The organism is Nocardioides sp. GCM10023255, from assembly GCF_042653125.1.
In the GTDB taxonomy this organism is placed as follows: Bacteria; Actinomycetota; Actinomycetes; order Propionibacteriales; family Nocardioidaceae; genus Nocardioides.
This window is the reverse complement of the sequence record NZ_JBHSHU010000001.1, coordinates 36,494-56,549: the sequence shown is the minus strand read 5'-3', so window position 1 is coordinate 56,549 and position 20,056 is coordinate 36,494. Positions and strand designations below refer to the sequence as shown.

At 73.6% G+C, this 20,056-nt stretch carries 16 protein-coding genes; 13 read left to right on the top strand and 3 right to left on the bottom strand.

Going from position 1 to position 20,056, the window contains the following annotated elements:
* The first annotated feature begins 73 nt into the window (after nt 1-73).
* The 3 genes from ACFO9I_RS00255 (at nt 74) to ACFO9I_RS00245 (ending at nt 4,801) form a co-directional block, all read left to right on the top strand.
* Nucleotides 74-1,957, top strand: a complete 1,884-nt coding sequence (locus tag ACFO9I_RS00255) for a FlgD immunoglobulin-like domain containing protein (RefSeq protein ID WP_379176634.1) — start codon at nt 74-76, stop codon at nt 1,955-1,957.
* 109 nt (nt 1,958-2,066) lie between these two features.
* Nucleotides 2,067-3,260: a hypothetical protein gene (locus ACFO9I_RS00250; RefSeq protein ID WP_379176632.1), complete on the top strand. Its 1,194-nt coding sequence runs from the start codon at nt 2,067-2,069 to the stop codon at nt 3,258-3,260.
* 71 nt (nt 3,261-3,331) lie between these two features.
* Nucleotides 3,332-4,801: a hypothetical protein gene (locus tag ACFO9I_RS00245; RefSeq protein ID WP_379176630.1), complete on the top strand. Its 1,470-nt coding sequence runs from the start codon at nt 3,332-3,334 to the stop codon at nt 4,799-4,801.
* A 1-nt stretch (nt 4,802) separates the two neighbouring features.
* Here the strand turns inward: ACFO9I_RS00245 and ACFO9I_RS00240 are convergent, their stop codons facing one another.
* The 3 genes from ACFO9I_RS00240 to ACFO9I_RS00230 are packed head-to-tail and all read right to left on the bottom strand — an operon-like array spanning nt 4,803 to nt 8,361.
* A complete protein-coding gene (locus tag ACFO9I_RS00240) occupies nt 4,803-5,453 on the bottom strand; it encodes a response regulator (protein ID WP_379176627.1) in 651 nt (216 codons plus the stop codon).
* Nucleotides 5,450-7,513 (bottom strand): sensor histidine kinase, encoded by a 2,064-nt coding sequence (locus ACFO9I_RS00235; RefSeq protein ID WP_379176625.1) that lies wholly within the window; start codon nt 7,511-7,513, stop codon nt 5,450-5,452. Before ACFO9I_RS00235 ends, ACFO9I_RS00240 begins: the two co-directional genes overlap by 4 nt.
* A gap of 29 nt (nt 7,514-7,542) precedes the next feature.
* On the bottom strand, nt 7,543-8,361 hold the full coding sequence (locus ACFO9I_RS00230) for a hypothetical protein (protein WP_379176623.1): 819 nt from the start codon (nt 8,359-8,361) through the stop codon (nt 7,543-7,545).
* Between the two features lie 183 nt (nt 8,362-8,544).
* Between ACFO9I_RS00230 and ACFO9I_RS00225 the strand changes: the two genes are divergently transcribed.
* From ACFO9I_RS00225 to ACFO9I_RS00180, 10 genes are read left to right on the top strand one after another with little or no spacing between them, the layout of a single operon-like run.
* The gene (locus ACFO9I_RS00225; RefSeq protein ID WP_379176622.1) at nt 8,545-9,555 is read left to right on the top strand and encodes a LacI family DNA-binding transcriptional regulator; all 1,011 of its coding nucleotides are present in this window, start codon (nt 8,545-8,547) and stop codon (nt 9,553-9,555) included.
* Nucleotides 9,552-10,490, top strand: coding sequence for a carbohydrate ABC transporter permease (locus ACFO9I_RS00220; protein ID WP_379176621.1), 939 nt, complete (start codon nt 9,552-9,554; stop codon nt 10,488-10,490). The genes ACFO9I_RS00225 and ACFO9I_RS00220 overlap by 4 nt, the downstream gene beginning before the upstream one ends.
* Nucleotides 10,487-11,329: a carbohydrate ABC transporter permease gene (locus ACFO9I_RS00215; RefSeq protein WP_379176620.1), complete on the top strand. Its 843-nt coding sequence runs from the start codon at nt 10,487-10,489 to the stop codon at nt 11,327-11,329. The genes ACFO9I_RS00220 and ACFO9I_RS00215 overlap by 4 nt, the downstream gene beginning before the upstream one ends.
* Nucleotides 11,330-11,386: 57 nt before the next feature.
* Nucleotides 11,387-12,673 carry an ABC transporter substrate-binding protein gene (locus tag ACFO9I_RS00210; protein WP_379176618.1) on the top strand — a complete coding sequence of 429 codons (1,287 nt, stop codon included), beginning with the start codon at nt 11,387-11,389 and terminating at the stop codon, nt 12,671-12,673.
* Nucleotides 12,674-12,690: 17 nt separating this feature from the next.
* The gene (locus ACFO9I_RS00205) at nt 12,691-13,842 is read left to right on the top strand and encodes an ADP-ribosylglycohydrolase family protein (RefSeq protein WP_379176616.1); all 1,152 of its coding nucleotides are present in this window, start codon (nt 12,691-12,693) and stop codon (nt 13,840-13,842) included.
* Nucleotides 13,839-15,203 carry an ADP-ribosylglycohydrolase family protein gene (locus tag ACFO9I_RS00200; protein ID WP_379176614.1) on the top strand — a complete coding sequence of 455 codons (1,365 nt, stop codon included), beginning with the start codon at nt 13,839-13,841 and terminating at the stop codon, nt 15,201-15,203. The genes ACFO9I_RS00205 and ACFO9I_RS00200 overlap by 4 nt, the downstream gene beginning before the upstream one ends.
* The gene (locus ACFO9I_RS00195) at nt 15,200-16,117 is read left to right on the top strand and encodes a ribokinase (RefSeq protein WP_379176612.1); all 918 of its coding nucleotides are present in this window, start codon (nt 15,200-15,202) and stop codon (nt 16,115-16,117) included. Before ACFO9I_RS00200 ends, ACFO9I_RS00195 begins: the two co-directional genes overlap by 4 nt.
* Nucleotides 16,114-18,087, top strand: coding sequence for an SUMF1/EgtB/PvdO family nonheme iron enzyme (locus ACFO9I_RS00190; RefSeq protein WP_379176610.1), 1,974 nt, complete (start codon nt 16,114-16,116; stop codon nt 18,085-18,087). The genes ACFO9I_RS00195 and ACFO9I_RS00190 overlap by 4 nt, the downstream gene beginning before the upstream one ends.
* The gene (locus ACFO9I_RS00185; protein WP_379176608.1) at nt 18,084-19,271 is read left to right on the top strand and encodes a CaiB/BaiF CoA transferase family protein; all 1,188 of its coding nucleotides are present in this window, start codon (nt 18,084-18,086) and stop codon (nt 19,269-19,271) included. Before ACFO9I_RS00190 ends, ACFO9I_RS00185 begins: the two co-directional genes overlap by 4 nt.
* Nucleotides 19,268-20,026 (top strand): HpcH/HpaI aldolase/citrate lyase family protein, encoded by a 759-nt coding sequence (locus ACFO9I_RS00180; RefSeq protein ID WP_379176606.1) that lies wholly within the window; start codon nt 19,268-19,270, stop codon nt 20,024-20,026. The genes ACFO9I_RS00185 and ACFO9I_RS00180 overlap by 4 nt, the downstream gene beginning before the upstream one ends.
* Nucleotides 20,027-20,056 lie beyond the last annotated feature (30 nt).

Sequence of the window (20,056 nt, the reverse complement as noted above, 5' to 3'; positions counted from 1 at the left end):
GCGGTCCGACGTTCAAGCCCATGGACTCACCTCGCTTCCCGCTGCCCTGAACACTCCCGTTTGGAGAACGTGCATGCGCGTGAATCGAGCCGTCCTCGCCGCCGCCCTCGCGGTGGGACTCGCAACCCCCGCCGCGGCGGCGACCCAGGATCCCCACGTCAGCAAGAGGAATGCGCTCGGCGGCCAGGTCCACCGCCTGGCTCTCGGCAGTGCCGACGAGGTCGGACCGCAGCTCGCGCAGCGCGCGGAGGAGGCGACGACGGGTGCGCCGGCCGCGGCCGCCATCTCGTCGACCCCGGTGATCACCGAGCCCACCCCAGGCGCGACCGTGTCCGGTGCCATCACGCTCGCGGCGACGTCCGGGGACACGTCCGTGCGGTTCGGGTTGACGTCGTACCCGTGGACCCAGTCGGTTCCCGTCGTCGACGGCGTTGCCAGTACGACGTTCGAGACGTTCGGCCTGAACGGTCCTCAGCAGCTCACCGCACAGGACTGCGACGCCACGGGCTGCTCGGCCAGCACCGCCGCGGTGGACGTGACCGTCGACAACGCACCGGTGGCCATCGTGCAGCCGTCCGACAACGCGACCGTCGGCACGAGCGTCTCGGTGATGGCGACGGCGCCCGGTGGTGCTGTCCGCTTCCTGCTGGACGGCGCACCGATCGCCCAGGCGACGTCCGCGCCGTACACCACCACCATCGACACCAGCGCACTCGCGCAGGGCGCGCACACGGTCAGCGCGATCGCGTGCAGCACCGACCTCGCACGCTGCGACGCGTCACGGCCCGACCAGGTCGTCATCGACGTCCGGAACCGCCTCGCACCGGTGATCACGTCCGCAGCCCCGTCGACGTTCAGCCCCAACGGCGACGGTCGCAAGGACACCACGGAGGTGTCCTACCGCCTCGATTCCGCGCAGTCCGTCGCCTGGCGGGTGCTGAACCGCTCCGGTCAGACCGTGCGTGGACCCGTGGAGCTGGGGACACTGGGCGCGGGGAGCCACGCGTGGAAGTTCAACGGCCGGAACGATGCCGGCTCCGTCCTCGGAGACGGGGCCTACACGGTGCGCCTGGAGACCACCAGGACCGTGGGCGGCACCGAGGTGTCGGGTTCGGCGGAGCGCACGGTCGAGATCGACCGCACCGCTCCTCTTGCGCGGCGCATGAGGGCGACGCCGCGCACCTTCTACCCCGTCAAGGACGGCTACCGCGACAAGGCGACGGTCAAGACCGACCTGAGCGAGGACGTGCAGTCCCTGCGCGCTGAGGTCGTCGACGCGCGCGGCCGACGGGTGCGCACGATCGACTCCGGCGCCCAGCGACGCGGCACGCGCACGCTGGTCTGGGACGGCCGGAGCAACAGCGGGGCCAGGGTCACCGCCGGCCGCTACGGCGTGCGGCTCACCCTTCGCGACGCCGCGGGCAACCAGACGGTCACGGACAGCAAGTCCCTCGTGGTGTCGGACAAGCGGCTGGTCAAGAGGTCCGCCGTCAAGACGATGGCGCCGAAGTCCAACCTCGCCGGTCACGTCATCGGCGGCTGCTCCCAGATCTGGTACCCGGCGAAGAAGAACTGGCCGGGGTCGCTGAGCTACCTCAGCAACTACGAGGTCTGCTACGACCCGACCGACACCCAGCTCCTGGCGTTCACCCGGCACGCCATCAAGCTCCCTGCGGCGGTCGAGTACGGCAAGGTGCGGGTCGACACCTACGGCGCCAGGAGCGTCCCCGGCTACCCCGACATCGGCCTCGTGTTCTACGAGACGAGGTCCGGCGACATCTCCGAGCAGGGCGGCATCCTGCGTGCGAGCCAGCGCTGGCACTCGGGTGATGCGGTGCGGGCCGACGGGTTCGTCAGCCGCAAGCACCTGTTCCGCTGGTGGGCCGGGACCTCGAACAGCAACTTCTACGACGTGAAGTCCTTCCGGGTCTCCTACTCGTACTACGTCCTGGACTGACGGCCCGCGGGCCAGCAACCTCGCAAAGCCCGCCGTCCGCACGTGAGTTGTCCACAGGCGCGGTCGGCGGGCGTTGCGACTGTCCGGAGCGTGGCGTTGTCTCGGGGGCATGAGCAGACCGAGACCAACCTTCCGCCCGTCCCCGGGGTTCCGCCGCGGGGAGCGGATCAGTGACCTGATGACGCGCGAGCACATGGCGTTCGTCGACAGCTCGTGCGCCGCCGAGCGCGCCGGTGACGCGGAGACCGCGCTGGAGTACCACCAGGGCGTGCCGATGTTCCGCCGCAGTGCACACCGCGTCCTGCTGGCGCAGCTGGTCGACCTGTCGGACGAGATGACGCCCTGGCTGTGGGCGCGATGGGCTGCCTACCAGTGCACGCGCGCCGAGGAACCGGGCTCGCCCTGTCGCGAGTCGACCCGGGCGGCCCTCGACCACACCCTCCGGACGTTCTACGCCGATGCGTGGGCGCAGGCGTACGACGAGGGTGCCGACCCGGTCCGGTTGATGTCGAGGATCGTGGGTGAGGACTGGGCCTATCGCCAGGTCTGCACCTTCGAGCTCGAGGGTCTGGAGCGCTTCCTCGACTCCCTCGCCACCGGACGGCTCGCGGAGGGCTGCGCCCTGGCGCGCGAGTGGGTCGGGGCCGCGATGAGCGGCTTCAGGGTCGAGTCCGTCGTCCCCGGACGGCTGGTCGTCCACGACCTCGGCGAGGACCGCTCTGTCGAGGTGCTCGACCTGGGTGCCGGACTCCTGGGCGACGCAGGTGGCTGGCTGATCGGACGACTGGTGCCCAGCGGGACCAGCCCGGCGCTGATGTTCGACACCCTCCCGCTGCCGGTGGACGAGCAGACCGCGGTCACGGCCGCGACCGGCGACCGTCGCGGCGCGTGGGTCACGGCGCTCGAGCACGCGTTCGCCGAGGGGCGCCTGGACCGCTCGATCCTGCAGTCGGAGGACCGCGAGCTCGTCACCGACGTGCCCGGCCTGAGCCTGCTCGAACGCGGCACGTCGCCAGCCGCGCTGGCCAGCGCCAGGGACCAGCTCGGTCGCGGGCGTGACGAGATCGGGCGCGCGGCGTACCGCGTCCTGCGGGGCGTCGCCGAGGGAACGTTCGGGACCGAGACCGATGCGCCCTACGTGGCGGCCGCCGTGCTGAATCCCCACGGCTTCGCGGAGGCTCGGACGCAGCTGGTCGCCCCGCGTCATCGTGAGGCCTGGGAGCATTGGGCCGGGCTCGTGCCGGCGCCCGCGCAAGGGCGACTCGCGCGGCTGGCGGCGCTCAGCGCCGAGGCCGCAGCGTGACCGTCACCCACGGTCGGGCGCGTGTTAAATAGACTATTGCGCATTCGAACATGTGTGCGATAACATGAACCATGGTCCCGGACCTCGACTCACTCGACGGAGAGCGCACTCTCGCGCTGCTCGGGTCGGTGCAGCGTCGCCGGCGCCAGGCCGAGCTCGACGACCTGGACCTCGCCGCCCACTGGGCCGCGCTCCACAGCACGCCGCCCGAGCAGCGTCATCCGCACGGGGACAAGCTGGTCCGGCTGGGCGGGGAGGGTACGCCGAAGGTCCGCGAGCTGTGCCTGGCCGAGCTCGGGATCGCTCGCGACGTGCACACCCTGGCCGCGCGGGCGCTGGTCGCCGACGTGCTCGACCTCCAGCATCGGCTGCCGCAGGTCTGGGCCTTCGTGCGGGACCTCGCCGTCGAGGCGTGGCTGGCGCGCAAGATCGCGTCCGCCACCCGCTCGCTGAGTGGTGAGCAGGCGGCGTGGGTCGACGCCCGGCTCGCGCCCCTGGTCGCGGACCTGTCGGCCGGGCGGGTCCTGACCATGCTCGAGGCGCTGGTCATCGAGGCCGACAGCCCGGCGTGCGAGGAGCGGCTCGAGAAGGCGCGGCGGGAGCGGCACGTGTCGCTGGGGCGAACCGACGAGCACGGCCTTCGTCTCGTCATCGCCCGCATCGCCGCCGGCGACGCGGCTTTCGTCGACGCCACCGCGGACCGGGTCGCCGACATCCTGGCCGTCCACCCGGAGCGCCGCTCGGCCGATCTGCCCGACGACCCCAACCGCTGCCAGCTCCGCGCCGAGGCGTTCGGCTGGCTCGGGCGGCCCGCCCAGCTGCTGCAGCTGCTCGCCGCCCACCTCGACGTCTCTCGAGACGCGGGCGAGGACCTCTCGCCCGCGGTCACGCCCGACCCGGCGGCGCTGGCGCCCTTCGTCAACGAGTTCACGGCCGCCGACCTGAGCCGGCTCGGGCCGGGCGTTGCGCTGTTCGTGCACCTCCACGAGGACACCCTGCTCGAGGCGGACGGGGCCTCACCCCTGGCTCGGGTCGAGGGCATCGGTCCGGTGCTGCTGCGCCAGCTGGTGTCCCTGCTGGGCCACACCCACGTGACGGTCACCCCGGTGGTCGACTGCCGGGAGACCGCGGCCGTCGACGCCTACGAGCTCCCGGATCGGCTGCGCACCCGGATCCGGCTCCGCTCGCCGGCGGAGGCGTTCCCCCACTCGGCCACGATCACCGGCATCGGTCGACGCCGGGTCGACCTCGACCACCCCACGCCGTACCAACCCCAGGGACCACCGGGGCAGACCGGCGACCACAACGCCGCCCCGCTCACCCGGAGCCGACATCGGGCCAAGACCCATCTGGCCTACCGGGTCATCCAGCTCGCCCCGGGCGTCTGGCTCTGGCGCACGCCCCACGGGCTGTGGCGCCTGGTCCACCCCGACGGCACCACGGTCATCGACGAGGAGACAGCGGCGTGGCGCTTCGGCGACGACGAGCTCACGCCGAGCTGCGCGCGGCTGTGGTGGCGCCACTGTCGAGACGCCGCCTGACTCAGGGCTCCTCCTGCCCCAGGCCCGCCCGACGGGCCCGGGCGATCGCCTCGGCCCGGTCGGGCACGTCGAGCTTCGAGAACACGCTGGACACGTGGTTGCGCACTGTCTTCTCGGACAGGAAGAGCGCGCGGGCGATGCGGCGGTTGTCGAGGCCGCGGGCCATCAGGTCCAGCACCTCGCGCTCGCGCTCGCTGAGCTGGGGGAACATCTCCCGCCCGGGCTGCGCGGCGAGCCCCGAGAAGTAGCTGCCGAGACGGGCTGCGACGGTCGGGCTGAACACCGCTCCTCCGGCCGCGACCGTCGTCACCGCCTGGACGAGGTCGTGGCGGCCCGCCCCCTTCACGACGTAGCCACGCGCGCCGGCCCGCATGGCTGCGACCACGGCGTCGTCGTCGGCCGACATGGTGATCACCAGGACGTGCGTCTCCGGGCTGGCGGCGAGGACGTCGCGGGTGGCCGCGATCCCCGAGCCGTCCGGGAGGTTGAGGTCCATCAGCACCACGGTCGGCGTCAGCGTCCGGGCCTGCTCCACGGCCTCGGCGCAGGTGTGCGCCTCGCCGACGACCTCGACGTCGGGCGTGTTCGTGAGCGCGGCGCGGACGCCGTCGAGGAAGAGCGGATGGTCGTCGACCAGCAACACCCGGATCACGTCGTACCTCCCACGGTGAGGGGCAGGATGGCGCGGACCTCGGTGCCGCCGTCCGGGCCCGGGGCGACGTGGAGGCGCCCGCCCACCTCCTCGGCCCGCTGACGCATGGACGGGAGCCCCAGGCCGGAACCGGCGGTGCCGGTGCCGCGGGCCGCGTCGAGACCGACGCCGTCGTCACTCACCACGAGCTCGACGTGCGAGTCGGCGTGCAGGGCGAGAGTCGCCCGCCCCGCCCCGGAGTGCCGGGCGACGTTGGCCAGGGCCTCCGCGGCGATGCGGTGGACCGCCACCTCGACGGCAGGGTCGAGGTCGAGCCGGTCGTCGACGCGCACGTCGAGGCAGAGGCCCGGGCCCGCCATCCGGGCAGCCAGGGCGGCCAGGGCGCCGGGCAGGCCGAGGTCGTCGATGCCCGGCGGGCGCAGGCCCTCGCAGATGGTGCGCACCTCGGCCACGGCGATCGCGACGCCCTCGCTCGCGGAGGCCAGCAACGACGCGGCCGGCGCGCTGTCGGTGAGGTCCAGGGCGGTCTCCACCTGGAGCCGCAGACCGGCGAGGGTGGCGCCGATGCCGTCGTGCAGCTCCTGGCGGAGCCGGCGCCGTTCGGTCTCGCGGGCTGCCACGATGGACGCGCGGCTGCGCTGCAACGCGCGGCGGAGCTCGAGCGCCGCCACCGCCGGGGCCGCCTGGTCCGCGACCCCCTGGAGGACGACCACGTCCCGCTCGTGCAGGCGTCGCTCACCGTCGCGGGGGCTGACCTCGAGGTGTCCGACCGTCTCGCCGCGATGTCGCAGCGGGAACCGTCGGCTCGTGGCGTCGTCGACGTCGCCGGTCGAGGCAGCCTCCGTGACAGTGTCCCCGGACTCCAGGCGCAGGCGAGCGCCACGCAGCCGCAGGTCCTCCACGACCGTGTCGCACACCAGCCCCGGCACCTCGCTCATGTCGGCAGGGGAGGCGCTCAGCCGGGAGGCGAGGTGGGAGGAGACGACGTAGGGCTCCGCTCGATGGCCGAAGTAGAGCCGGTCGACGCCCGCGGCCAGCCGGCGGCCGAGAGGCTGGATGACCGCTCCGGTGACTCCGGCCGCGACGGCGGCGCTCAGCACGGACCGCTCCGGGCCGAGCGCCCCGACGACTGCCTCCACGACGGCGAAGACGCTGAGGTAGGCCCCGATCAGGCAGGCCGTGAGGCTGGCGGCCACCAGGGCGCGGCACACGGCGAGGTCGAGGTCGTAGAGCCGGTGGCGGGTCACCGCGACGCCGACGGCCAGCGGCAGCAGGGCGACCGCCGCAGCCTGGGCGAGGACGTCCGCGGGGGACGGCACCAGTCCCTGTGCCAGCGTGACCGCGACGAGTACGGCGGCGGCGCCGAGGAGCACCGCGACCTGACGGCGTGCCAGGCCCTGTGAGATCCGGTAGCGGACCACGAGGGATGCGAGCGAGGCCAGCACGCTGGGCACGAGCAGTGCAGTGGCGACCAGGCCGAGGGCTTTCGCGAGCACCGGCGCGGTCACCAGCTTGGGCACCGCGACGAGTCCGGCCAGCGACTCGTCGTACAACGCCACGCCGACCGACAGGGCCACCATGCCCGCCACCGAGGCGCGGGCGGCCAGCCGCCAGGCACGCCAGGGGAGCAGACCGTCGGGGTAGAGCAGCGGGACCAGGGTGAGCAGCGGCAGGAACCCCGGCACCCACAGGAAGCTCTGGAGCTGCGACCACAGCCGGGCCAGGTCGGTCGGCGCGGGGGCGGTCATCGCGAGCGCGGTGGTCAAGGCTGCAGCGGCGGAGGCCAGGCCCGCGCCGAGGAGCACCCACGCGAGCTGCCGGGCGCCTCGGGCGAGCCGCCCGGCCAGCACCATCAGCGCACCCACCACCGGGTAGGCCGTGCCCACGACGGCGTCGACGAGCAGCTGCGGCGCCGGCGGAAGGGACCAGGCGTCAGCGGCCGTGGTGACGACGAGGGCGGTGACGGCGAGGCTCACGGCCAGCACCGCCAGCGACGCCGTCACGGGACGGACGCGCCGCGGTCCCGAGGCGGCGGCCTCGGGACCCGGCGCCGGCTGCATGCCGGGCAGTGTAGGTGTGGACGACCCCGTCACGAGGTCGAACGGACGAGCTCGGAGCGGCGGGTGAGGGCCCAGGAGACGCCCGCGAGGAGACCGGCGCCCAGGACCAGCAGCGACCAGGTGCGGCCCTCGCCGAAGGCCAGGCCGGCGGCCCCCGTCGCGACCGTGCAGGCGGCGAACCAGGCAGTCAGGTGGCGCGCCGGCGGCAGCAGGGCGGCGACGACGGCGAGCACGACCACGGTCGTCGCGAGCCAGGCCATGTCGAACAGGTGGGGGTTGATCGCGTGGTGCCCGCTCGTCACTGCGTTCTGGGCGGCGAGCTGGTCCACCGCGTAGGGCAGCAGCACGGCCGAGCCCAGGAGGGCGACCGGTGCCAGCACGGGGTGGAGCTGGACCCGGGCTCGCAGCCGAGGACGCCTCGGCAGCACCATCCACACGAGGGCGCCGGTGACGGCGACGACGGCTGTCAGGATCGGCGCGCCACCACCCGGGGCGATGATCGAGCAGATCACCCCGGTGGCGACGAAGGTGAGGTGCTGCCATCCGAGTGCGGTCGACGGCCGCCGTCCCTGCCAGCCGGCTCGCAGCAGGCCGATGAGGGGCACCAGCCAGAGGGCGAAGAGGACCAGCCCCTGGCCGGTCGCCTGGTGGAAGCGGTGGTCGGGGTTCTCCCCGACGACCAGCATCCGGGTGATGTTGACGGTGAACACGGTCGGCAGCGCGCAGGCGAGGAACGCGGTCGTCGCGATCGCGATGCGGCGCCCCCGACGTGGCCTGAGGGGCAGCTCGGAGCCGGGCTGGTCGGTGAGGTCGGAACGGGTGGGCTGGAAGCCTGCGAGTGATGTCATGCCGCAACCCTCGTGCGCCCGGTGTCCCGGTCTCATCGGCGACTTGTCCCGCCCATGTCCCGTTCCGCGGGACCACCCCGTTGACGTGACGACCGTCTCGTGGCAGTCTCTGCAAACGATTACAGTAATCGATTACAGAGAGCGAGCCGGACAGTGTCGAACGAGCGCCCCACGGTCGCCCGCGTGGCCGAGCTGGCCGGCGTCTCGGTCGCCTCGGTCTCCCGGGTCCTCAACGGCCTGCCGGCCAGCGAGGCCGTCCGGGAGAGGGTGAACCAGGCGGTCGCCGAGGTCGGCTACCGGCCCAACGCGTTCGCCCGCAGCCTGAAGGTCCGCCGCTCCCAGCAGCTCGCGCTCGCGGTCGCCGACGTCGGCAACCCCGTCTACGTCGAGATGATGCGCGCGATCGAGGACGAGACCCGCGCCCGTGGCTACCGGCTCCTGGTCTCCTCGACCGGCGGCCGCACCGACGACACCCTGGCGCTCCTCGAGAGCCTCGACGGCGGGTACGCCGACGGGCTGGTGCTCAGCCCCGTGCGCGTCGACGCGCAGCTCGTCGAGGCGCTGCGCAAGGTCACCTGCCCGACCGTGGTCATCGGCACCGTGCCCACCGATCTCGCCATCGACAACGTCCGCGCCAACTCCGCCGGCGGCGTCCGGATGGCGCTCGAGCACCTGCACGACCAGGGTTGCCGGCGGATCGCCTTCGTCAACGGCCCCCGCGACACCGTCCCCGGTGCGGCCCGGCGCAAGGCGTTCGAGCGCACCGCGAAGACCCTGGGCCTCGACCCGAGCGAGGAGCTGCGCGTCGAGGCCGGGGACTTCACCCTGGCCGAGGGCCGCAAGGCCGCCGAGACCCTGCTCGACCGCACCACCCCGGACGCCGTCCTCGGCGGCAACGACCTGCTCGCCATCGCCACCATGCAGGTGCTCGCCGAGCGCGGCCTGCGCATCCCCGAGGACGTCGCCGTGGTCGGCATGGACGACACCGAGCTCGCCGGCGTCACGACCCCGAGCCTGAGCAGCGTCGGCCTCGGCGCCCTCGAGCGCGGCCGGGTGGCCGCCCAGCTGCTGCTCGACCGGATCGACGACCCCCAGGGGTCCGCGCAGCGCGAGCCGCAGCGGGTCACCGTCCAGCCCCACCTGACGATCCGCCGTTCCTCGATGAGGGGCCAGACCGCCGAGGCACTCCGATGACCACCACCCAGCTCGCACCACCCTCCCCGGCGGCGCCCGCCCCCGCGCAGCCCAAGGGCCGCAGGCCCGGCAAGCTCAAGGGAGACGCCTGGCCGCTGCTGCTGCCCGCGCTGATCCCGGTGGCGCTGTTCAGCGTCTACCCGCTGCTGCAGGGCATCTACCTCGGCTTCACCGACTCCCGTGCCGGCCTCAACCAGGTCACCCACTTCACCGGCCTGCAGAACTACCGGGACCTGATGAGCAACGAGCTCTTCTGGAGCTCGTTCAAGATCGGCCTCATCTGGGCCTTCTCGGTCACCATCCTGCAGTTCCTCGCCGCGATGGGCCTCGCGCTGCTCCTCAACCAGAACCTCAGGCTGCGCTGGCTCGCGCGCACCCTCTCGCTGGTCCCGTGGGCGATGCCGCCGGTGGTCACCGGCATCATGTGGCGACTGATGTTCGACCCCAACTCCGGGCCGATCAGCAGCACCTCGCAGGCTCTCGGCCTCGGCCCGCTCAACCTCCTCGGCGACTTCAGCACCGCCCTGCCCGCGGTCATCGTCGTCGGCGTCTGGGCCGGCATGCCGCAGACCACGATCACGCTGCTCGCCGGCCTCCAGGGCATCGACGAGTCCCTGCACGAGGCCGGGGCGGTCGACGGCGCCAGCGCGTGGAGCCGGTTCCGCCACATCACGCTGCCCCAGCTCAAGCCCGTCATCGTCGCGATCACGACGCTCAACTTCATCTGGAACGTCAACACCTTCGACCTCATCTACGTGATGACCAACGGCGGACCCGGCGGCAAGACCATGGTCCCCGCGCTCTTCGCCTACAACGAGGGCTTCCGCTACGGCCACTTCGGCGTCGCCGCCGCGATGGGCAACGTCATGGTCGTCGTCATCGTCGGGATGCTGCTGTTCTACCTCCGCGCGCGGCTGAAGGAGACCAACCGATGAGCGCCATGCGCACCAGTCCCGCCGGCCGCGTCGGGCAGTACGCCGCCCTCGTCGCCTACTGCGCCTTCCTCGGCTTCCCGCTGCTCTGGCTGCTCTCCACGGCCTTCAAGAGCACGTCCGAGATCGCCCTCGGCGCGACCGGCCTGCTGCCGTCGAGCCCGACGCTCACCAACTTCACCACCGCGATCGACCGCGCCAACCTGATCGACGCCGGCCTCAACAGCCTCCAGGTCGCGGTCGCCACCACGATCCTCACGGTCGCGCTGGCGCTGCCGGCGGCGTACGGCCTGGCCCGCTTCCGCACCGTCCTCAAGCCGGTCACGCTGGGCTGGATCCTGGTCAGCCAGGTCTTCCCGACGATCCTCGTGATCATCCCGCTGTTCCTGATCCTCAAGCAGTTCCAGCTGCTCGACGCGCTGCCCGGCCTGACGATCGTGTACGTCGTCTTCACCTTGCCGTTCTGCCTGTGGATGCTGATCGGCTACGTCTCCAACATCCCGCGCGAGCTCGAGGAGGCCGGCGCGATGGACGGCGCGGGCCGGCTGCGGATCCTGGTCAGCATCGTCTTCCCGCTGCTGCGCCCGGGCGTCGTCGCGACCGCGCTCTTCGCGTTCATCTCGTCGTGGAACGAGTTCCTCTTCGCGCTGGTCCTGATCCAGACCCCCGACAAGGTGACCCTGCCGTTGGCCCTGTCCCGCTTCGTCGGCGCCGAGGGCCAGGTCCAGCTCGGGCCGCTCGCCGCGGCGTCGCTGCTCGCCACCATCCCCAGCCTGCTCTTCTTCGCGCTGATCCAGCGCCGCCTCACCTCGGGCCTCCTGTCGGGAGCCGTCAAGGGCTGACCGCCACCACGTCACGAGACAACCACCCAGCACCAGTCACCAAAGGGGAACCCACCGATGAAGCTCAAGTCCGCGGGCGTCGCTGCCGCCGCCCTCACGCTCGCCCTCGCGGGGTGCGCCACGTCCACCCAGGAGTCGCCCGAGAGCAGCGGCGGGGACGGCAAGAAGGTCACCCTGCGCTTCCAGAGCCTCGCCTTCCAGGAGCCGACGGTGAAGGCCACCAAGGAGATCGTCGACGCCTGGAACGCCGACCACCCCGACACCCAGGTCGAGTACGTCCAGGGCAGCTGGGACTCCGTGCAGGACCAGCTGGTCACCCAGTTCCAGGGCGGCACCGCGCCCGACATCATCCAGTACGAGTCGGCCGCGATGACCGGCTTCGCCCAGCAGGGCTACCTCGCCGACCTCTCCGACTCGTTCTCGGACGACGTGCAGTCCTCGGTCAGCCAGGACGTGTGGGACACCGTCACCGTCGACGACAAGGTGATCGCCGCTCCGACGCTGCTGCAGAGCTACGTCGTCTTCGCCAACGAGGACCTGCTGAAGAAGGCCGGCGTGGAGATGCCCACCGGTGACACCTGGTCGTGGGACGACTTCCAGGCCGCCGCGAAGGCCACCACCACGGACGGCGTCCACGGCCTCGGCTGGGGGCTCGGCTCGCCGACCGCGACCATGCTGAGCCTCGGCGAGAACTTCGGGGCGGCGTACTTCGACGGCTCCGGCACCGACGCCACCATGAGCGTGGGCGACGCCGAGCTCGAGCTGCCCGAGCGGATCCACGCCATGACCTACGACGACAAGTCCCTCGACCCGGTCACCCTGACCCAGGCGGGCTCCGACGTCATGTCGGGCTTCCTCAAGGGCAAGTACGCCATGACCGTGCAGGGCTCCTACAGCGCCCAGACGCTCGCGGAGTCCGCGCCCAAGGACTTCCACTGGGTCGCGATGCCCGTCCTCGAGGGCGACAGCGCCGCGCAGGCCGCGAACCCGCAGACGCTCTCCGTCTCCGCGCAGAGCAAGGACGTCGAGGGCGCCGCGGAGTTCATCGACTACTACATGCAGGCCGAGAACCTCGCCAAGGTCGCCGAGGGTGACTGGCTGATCCCCGCCTCCTCCGACGCGGCCGACCAGGTCTCCGAGGACACCGACGGCGAGAACGGCTGGGACACGATCCTCGCCGGCGGCCAGTACTTCACCAAGGCGCCGTTCCAGTCGGTCACCAACTACCCGCAGTGGAAGGACCAGATCGCCACGCCGGCCTTCCAGCGCTACCTCGCCGACGACATCTCCGCCGACGAGCTCGCCGCCCAGCTGTCCGACGGCTGGGACCAGGTCAACAAGTGATCGACGAAAGGCTCAGCGTGAAGCTGCTCGACAAGGCACTCGGGACCCTGGTGGGCTCCGCCGTCGGTGACGCCCTCGGGGGCGCCACCGAGGGCTGGACCACCGAGCAGATCCGGGACCGGTACGACGGCTGGGTGACCGGCATCGTCCCGCCCTTCAACGCCGACTGGCGCGACGCCCGGCCCATCGCGCCGTACCACAAGGGCGACGGCCACATCACCGACGACACCTTGATGACGCACGCCCTCGTCGACGTGTACGCCGAGCGGCGCGACCACCTCGACGCGTACGCCGTGGCCTCCGACCTGGTCCCGCTGCTGATCGGCGAGAAGCGCTGGGTCCCGGAGCTCGAGGCCGAGGCGCTGCTGCTGCAGCGGATCTTCCTCGCCGAGAAGTGGCTGGTCGCGCGCCTGCACTACGGGCACGTCGACCCCCGCGAGGCCGGGGTGGGCAACATCGTCAACTGCGGCGCGGCGATGTACATGGCGCCGGTCGGGGTCGTCAACGGCGCCGACCCGGCCGGTGCCTACGCCGAGGCGATCGAGGTCGCCTCGGCCCACCAGTCGAGCTACGGGCGGGAGGCGGCCGGCGTGCTGGCTGCCGCCGTGGCCGCCGCGTTCACCCCCGGCGCGACCGCCCGGTCGGTCGTCGACGACGCGCTGGCCGTCGCCCACGACGGCACCCGTGCGGCCATCGAGGCGGTCGCCACCGCCGCGGACGGCGTGCGTGACTGGCGCGAGGCGATCCCCGTGCTGCGCGCGGCGATCGAGCCGTTCGACACCGTCGGCCCGGCCTACCGGGCGCCGTCCATGGACGCCCGCCGGCCCAGTCGCACCAAGGCGATCGAGGAGCTGCCGGTGGCGCTCGGGATGGTCCTGGTCGCCGACGGCGACTACGAGTCCGCCGTGCTCGGTGGCGTCAACTACGGCCGCGACGCCGACTCGATCGCCAGCATGGCCGGCGCGGTCTGCGGTGCGCTCGGCGGCCAGGGGGCGGTCCGCGCCGACTGGGCCACCGAGGTGGCCGAGGCCAGCCGGACCCCGCTCGAGCCGGCCGGGCGCACCATCGCCGCGGTGGCGCAGGACGTCTTCGCCAAGGACGCCGAGCGCGCCCGCCTGCGGGAGTCGCGGCGTACCTCCCTGTTCGACCTGGAGGAAGTCGCCGGATGAGCCGCCTGACCTGGGTGCAGCCGCCCGACCTGCTGGCCCACGAGCTGGTCGCCGGCGCCGCGGACGGCAAGGAGGTCGCCGACGTCCGCGACCGCTGGCTGGCCGCCGGCGGGCAGGACGTCGCGCCCGCCGCGGGCCTGGGCCAGGTCGGGGACGAGAAGCTGCGGGCCCTCGCGGTCGAGCTGCTCGACGAGCTCGACGCGCGGCCGGTCGACCCGGCGCTCGCCGAGCGGGAGCCCGACACCTGGGAGGCGATCGAGGCGTCCCGCGGCCTCGCGCTCGCCGCGCAACCGCCGGGGGAGGACCTCGGGGACCGGGTGCACGGCGCGTGGGCCGGGCGCGCCGCCGGCTGCCTGCTGGGCAAGCCGGTCGAGAAGATCCCGCGGCACGGCATCCGGGAGATCCTGACCAGCCAGGGCCGGTGGCCGCTCGCCGACTGGTTCACCGCGGCCGGCCTGCCCGACGAGGTCGCCGCCCGCTGGCCGTGGAACCGGCGCAGCGCACCCACCAGCCTGGCCGAGAACATCGACGGGATGCCCGAGGACGACGACCTCAACTTCCCGATGCTGGCGCTGGGCCTGATGGAGACCCACGGCGACGACTTCACCACCGACGACGTCGCCGACGCCTGGCTGGCGAACCTGCCCGGCGGGCGCGTCTTCACCGCCGAGCGGGTCGCCTACCGCAACCTGCTGCTCGGCGAGAGCGCCCCGCGCACGGCCACCCGGCACAACCCGTTCCGGGAGTGGATCGGCGCCCAGATCCGCACCGACCTCTACGGCTGGGCGCGACCGGGCGCCCCCGCCGCCGCGGCGCGGCTCGCGTGGGTCGACGCGCGGCTCAGCCACGTCCGCAACGGCGTCTACGGCGCGATGTTCGTCGCCGCCACCTGCGCGAAGGCGGTCGTCTGCGACGACGTCGACGAGGCCGTCGAGGCCGGGCTCTCGGTCGTCCCGCCGCGGAGCAGGTACGCCGATGCCGTGCGGTTCGGCGTCGAGCTCGGCCGCTCCGGGCTGGCGACCGAGGACGCGCTGGACCGGCTGTACGAGACCTACGGCCACCTGCACTGGGTGCACGTGCTCAACAACGCGGCGCTGGTTGCCTACGCCCTGACCGCCGCCGAGGGCGACTTCGGGACCGCGATCTGCACCGTGGTCACCGGCGGCTGGGACACCGACTCCAACGGTGCGACCGTCGGGTCGGTGTGCGGCGCCCTGGCCGGGTTCCACCGGCTGCCCGGGCGCTGGGTCGAGCCGCTGCGCAACCGGGTCGCCACCAGCCTGCCCGGCCACGACGGCATCGGGCTGGACCGGCTCGCCGACCGGACCCTCGCGCTGGCCGTGTCGGGGGTGGCCCGATGAGCCACGAGGTCGTGGTCGTCGGCAGCGCCAACCTCGACCTCGTCTCCACGGTCACCACGATCCCGGCGCCCGGCGAGACCGTGCTGTCCACGGCCCGCGACGCGCGGGCCGGCGGCAAGGGTCTCAACCAGGCCGTCGCCGCGTCCCGCGCCGGCGCGCGGACCCTGCTCGTCGGCGCCCTCGGCGACGACGACGCCGGTCGCACCCTGCTCGAGGAGGCGGCCGACGCGGGCATCGACACCGCGCTGGTCCGCCGCGTCGCAGGTCCGAGCGGCACCGCCTGGATCATGGTCCGCCCCGACGGCGAGAACGCGATCGTCGTCGACAGCGGCGCCAACGCCACCCTCGAGTCGCTGACAGACGAGGAACGGGAGGCGGTCGCCGCGGCGGGCGTCGTCGTCGCCCAGCTCGAGACCCCGCTCGCCGCCGTGCACGAGGCGGCCTCGGTCGCCCGGGTGGGCGGCGGCCGGGTGGTGCTCAACGCCGCCCCGGCCCGCGAGCTCCCGCGCGAGCTGCTGGCGTGCGTCGACGTCCTCGTCGTCAACGAGCACGAGGCGCGCCACCTCTCCGGGCACGCCGACCCCGCGACGGCGGCCACCCACCTGCTCGACGTGGTCGGCTCGGTCGTGGTGACCCTCGGTGCCGAGGGCGCGCTGCTCGCCGACCCGGCCGGGCAGCGTCGTGTCGCGGGCGTGCCCGCCACCGTCGTCGACACCACCGGCGCCGGCGACACGTTCACCGGCGTGCTGGCCGCGACCCTCGCCGCCGGCGCCGACCTCGACACCGCCGCGGTGCGTGCCGTCGTCGCGGGCGCCCTGGCCGTCGAGTCCGCCGGGGCCGTCCCGTCCATCCCCACCGCCGACCAGATCCGCGCCCGGGCCGAGGCCCACCTCGCACAGGAAGCGAACCGATGACCATCCCCGTGGAGGCGCCCCGCGATCCCTACGCCGCGCGCCCCATCGACAAGCCCGCCCCCGTGCCGCTCGAGCCCGGCGCGGACCTCTCCGTCCTCGACGAGGCCAAGATCCTGGCCGCGCCCGCGGACCCCGCCGACCGTGCGGCGTGGCGGGAGGCGCTGCACCGGTGGCGGCGCGAGGCGCGCGAGCGGACGGCGTACGACGGCGCGGTCTACGACCACCCCGACAGCCGCTGGGCCACCACCGCGTGGAACGTCGCGATGGTCTGGCTCTGGGACGAGGCCGTCCGCGACTGGGACCGCGAGGCCTTCGACGCCGACCGGCTGCTCGCGGCGTACGCCGGCTTCGGCGGGCTCGACGCGGTCGTGCTGTGGCACGCCTACCCGGTGATCGGGGTCGACCCGCGCAACCAGTTCGACTGGTACGACGTGCCTGGCCTGGCCCAGCTGGTCGCGGACCTGCACGAGCGCGGCGTCAAGGTCTTCCTCGACTACAACCCCTGGGACACCGGCACGCTCCGGACCGAGCGCACCGACGCGGCGCGGCTCGCCGGGCTCGTCGAGGTGCTCGGGGTCGACGGCGTCTTCCTCGACACCCTCAAGGAGGGCGACCCCGAGCTGCTCGCCACGATGGCCTCGCTCCAGCCGCGGCCGGTGCTCGAGGGCGAGTCGCGGGTGCCGCTGGCGCGGATCGTGGACCACCAGGCCTCGTGGGCGCAGTGGTTCGCCGACAGCCCGACGCCCGGCGTGCTGCGGGCTCGATGGTTCGAGCAGCGGCACATGATGCACCACACCCGGCGGTGGAACCACGACCACCGCGACGAGATCCGCTCGGCCTGGGTCAACGGGGCCGGCGTGCTGATCTGGGACGTCGTCTTCGGGGTGCGCGTCGACTGGGAGCCGCGCGACCAGCACAGCCTGCGCCGGATGCGCGCGGCCTACCGCCACCTGGAGGACTTCCTCGTCGAGGGGGAGTGGGAGCCGCTCACCGACCTCGCCCCCGAGGCCACCGCGGCCGGCGTCGCCGGGTCCCGCTGGAGCCTGGGCGGCTGCGACCTCTACACGCTGGCCAACCCAACCAGCGCTGCGTACGCCGGCCCCCTGCTGCCCGCGGACGACGCGGAGGTCCACGTGGTCCTCGGCGACCGCACCGTGCCGGCCGGCGGCATCGTCGGTCTGGTCCGCGTGCCGGCCGGTGCCGAGCCGCCCGCGGGCCTGGCCGCGCTGGTCGCCGACAACGCGGCCGACCCCGCCCCGACCGCGCCGGCGCCGCGACCCGTCCCCGAGCTCCGCACCGCCGCGGCCGCCCCCGGCCGGGTCCCCGCGGACGCGATCCGCCTCGAGGCAGGTGAGCACGAGCTGACCGTCCGCTGGCGCCAGCGCGAGACCGGGCTCTACGAGGCCGCGCCCTACGTCGAGGACTGGAAGCCCTTGCCGCCCCGCCTGCACCAGCTCCGCGAGGAGAAGCTGACCGTGCGGACCGGCGCGGTCGCCGTGGACGCGGCCGACGTCAGCAACGCCGACTTCGCGATGTTCGTCGCCGACACCGGCTACCGCCCGGCGGTCCCGGACCGGTTCCTCGCGCACTGGGTGGACGGCGCGCCCGCGCCCGGCACCGGCGACGAGCCGGTGCGGTTCGTCGACCTCGAGGACGCCCGCGCCTACGCCCGCTGGCGCGGTGCGCGGCTGCCCACCGAGCACGAGTGGCAGCTCGCCGCGGGCCGCACCGGCTGGCGGCGTCGTGAGCCCCTGGTCTGGCAGTGGACCGAGAGCGAGCACCGCGACGGGCGCACCCGCTGGGTGGTGCTCAAGGGCGGCTCGTGGTTCCGCGCCGAGGGCTCGGAGTGGTACGTCGACGGCGGCCCGCAGGACGCCTCGTGGTCGGTGCGGTTCCTGCTGACCCAGGCCGGCACCGGCCGCTCGGGGTGCATCGGGTTCCGGTGCGCGGTGGACCCGGAGCAGCCGTGAGCGGCCCGCTCGAGGGGCTGCGCGTGGTCGACGCGGCGACCCTGTTCGCCGGGCCGCTCGCCGCGACCTACCTCGGGGACTTCGGCGCCGACGTGGTCAAGGTCGAGCACCCGCGCCGCCCCGACGCCGCGCGCGGGCACGGCCAGGTCAAGGACGGCATCGGGCTGTGGTGGAAGACGCTCGGCCGCAACAAGCGCACCGTCACCCTCGACCTCAAGCACCCCGACGGCGCCGCCACGATGCGCCGGCTGCTCGCCTCGGCCGACGTGCTGGTCGAGAACTTCCGGCCCGGCACGCTCGAGCGGTGGGGCCTGGCCCCGGAGGACCTGCTGGAGCTGAACCCGCGGCTGGTCGTCGCACGGGTGACGGCGTTCGGCCAGGACGGGCCGTACGCCGGCCGCCCGGGCTTCGGCTCGCTGGCCGAGGCGATGAGCGGCTTCGCGGCGATCACCGGCGAGCCCGACGGTCCGCCGACGCTGCCGCCCTTCGGGCTGGCGGACGGGATCGCCGGCCTGGCGACGGCGTACGCCGTCATGGCCGCGCTGCGGCACCGCGACCTGACCGGTCGCGGCCAGGTCGTCGACCTCGCGATCATCGAGCCGATCCTGATGATGCTGGGGGCGCCGCTGACGGCCTACGACCAGCTCGGCTACGTGCAGCCGCGCACCGGCAACCGCTCGGTCAACAACGCCCCGCGCAACGTCTACCGGACCGCCGACGACCAGTGGGTCGCGGTGTCGACGAGCTCGCAGAGCATCGCCGAGCGGGTGCTGCGGATGGTGGGTCGCGACGACCTCGTCGAGGAGCCGTGGTTCGCCTCGGGCGGGCAGCGCGCCGAGCACGCCGACGAGCTCGACGCGGCCGTGGGCGGGTGGATCGCCGAGCGCCGACGTGACGAGGTGATCGAGGCGTTCGAGAAGGCGGAGGCCGCCATCAGCCCGGTGTACGACGTCCGTGGGCTGCTCGCCGACCCGCAGTACCGCGCCCGCGGCACGGCCCTGACCGTGCCCGACGAGGACCTCGGGCCGCTGGTGATGCAGAACGTGCTCTTCCGGCTCTCCGAGACGCCGGGCGCGGTGCGGTGGGCCGGACGGCACCCGGGCGCCGACACCGACGAGGTGCTCGGCGAGCTGGGCCTGTCCGACGAGGAGGTCGCGGCGCTGCGTGAGGCGGGTGCGGTGTGAGCACCGTCGCGCTCTACGTGCCCGGGTCGCGCCCGGACCGCTTCGACAAGGCGGCCGCGACCGGCGCCGAGGTGATCGTCGACCTCGAGGACTCGGTGGCACCCGACGACAAGGCCGCGGCCCGCACCGCGGTCGCCGCGTGGGTGGCGTCGTACGACGGGCCGGTGCAGGTGCGCGTGAACGCGCCGGGCTCCTCCGACCTGGCGCAGGACCTGGCCGCGCTGCCGGACCGTGTCGACCTGCGGGTGCCGAAGGTGTCCGGTCCCGAGGACCTCGAGCACGTCGCCGGGCGGCGCGTGCACGCGATCCTCGAGTCCGCGGCCGGGGTGGAGAACGCGCTGGCCGTGGCCCGCGCGCCCGAGGTCGTCTCGCTCGCGCTCGGGGAGGCCGACCTCGCGGCCGAGCTGGGCCTGGCGGGCGAGGAGGCCTATGCCTGGATCCGCTCCCGCGTCGTCGTGGCGTCCGCGGCCGCCGGGCTGCCCGCGCCGATGATGTCGGCGTACCCCGCCGTCCGCGACCTCGCCGGTCTCGAGGAGTCGTGCCGCCTCGGGCGCCGGCTGGGCATGCGCGGACGCACCGCCGTCCACCCCTCGCAGGTGGAGGTGATCCGGTCGGTCTTCGCCCCCTCGCCCGACGAGATCGGGTGGGCGAGCGACGTGCTGGCGGCGCTCTCCTCGACCGGGGTGGCCACGCTGCCCGACGGGTCGATGGTCGACGCGGCGATGGCCAGACGGGCGCGCTCGATCCTCGGCTGATCACCCACATGAGGGCTTGCTGCGCCCGTC

Excerpts from the sequence above, each read along its gene's own strand:
- ACFO9I_RS00245 (WP_379176630.1), top strand. The coding sequence starts at position 3,332 with ATGGTCCCGGACCTCGACTCACTCGACGGAGAGCGCACTCTCGCGCTG.
- ACFO9I_RS00200 (WP_379176614.1), top strand. The coding sequence starts at position 13,839 with ATGAGCCGCCTGACCTGGGTGCAGCCGCCCGACCTGCTGGCCCACGAG.
- ACFO9I_RS00235 (WP_379176625.1), bottom strand. The coding sequence starts at position 7,513 with ATGCAGCCGGCGCCGGGTCCCGAGGCCGCCGCCTCGGGACCGCGGCGC.
- ACFO9I_RS00210 (WP_379176618.1), top strand. The coding sequence starts at position 11,387 with ATGAAGCTCAAGTCCGCGGGCGTCGCTGCCGCCGCCCTCACGCTCGCC.
- ACFO9I_RS00255 (WP_379176634.1), top strand. The coding sequence starts at position 74 with ATGCGCGTGAATCGAGCCGTCCTCGCCGCCGCCCTCGCGGTGGGACTC.
- ACFO9I_RS00250 (WP_379176632.1), top strand. The coding sequence starts at position 2,067 with ATGAGCAGACCGAGACCAACCTTCCGCCCGTCCCCGGGGTTCCGCCGC.
- ACFO9I_RS00220 (WP_379176621.1), top strand. The coding sequence starts at position 9,552 with ATGACCACCACCCAGCTCGCACCACCCTCCCCGGCGGCGCCCGCCCCC.
- ACFO9I_RS00190 (WP_379176610.1), top strand. The coding sequence starts at position 16,114 with ATGACCATCCCCGTGGAGGCGCCCCGCGATCCCTACGCCGCGCGCCCC.
- ACFO9I_RS00215 (WP_379176620.1), top strand. The coding sequence starts at position 10,487 with ATGAGCGCCATGCGCACCAGTCCCGCCGGCCGCGTCGGGCAGTACGCC.
- ACFO9I_RS00230 (WP_379176623.1), bottom strand. The coding sequence starts at position 8,361 with ATGACATCACTCGCAGGCTTCCAGCCCACCCGTTCCGACCTCACCGAC.
- ACFO9I_RS00195 (WP_379176612.1), top strand. The coding sequence starts at position 15,200 with ATGAGCCACGAGGTCGTGGTCGTCGGCAGCGCCAACCTCGACCTCGTC.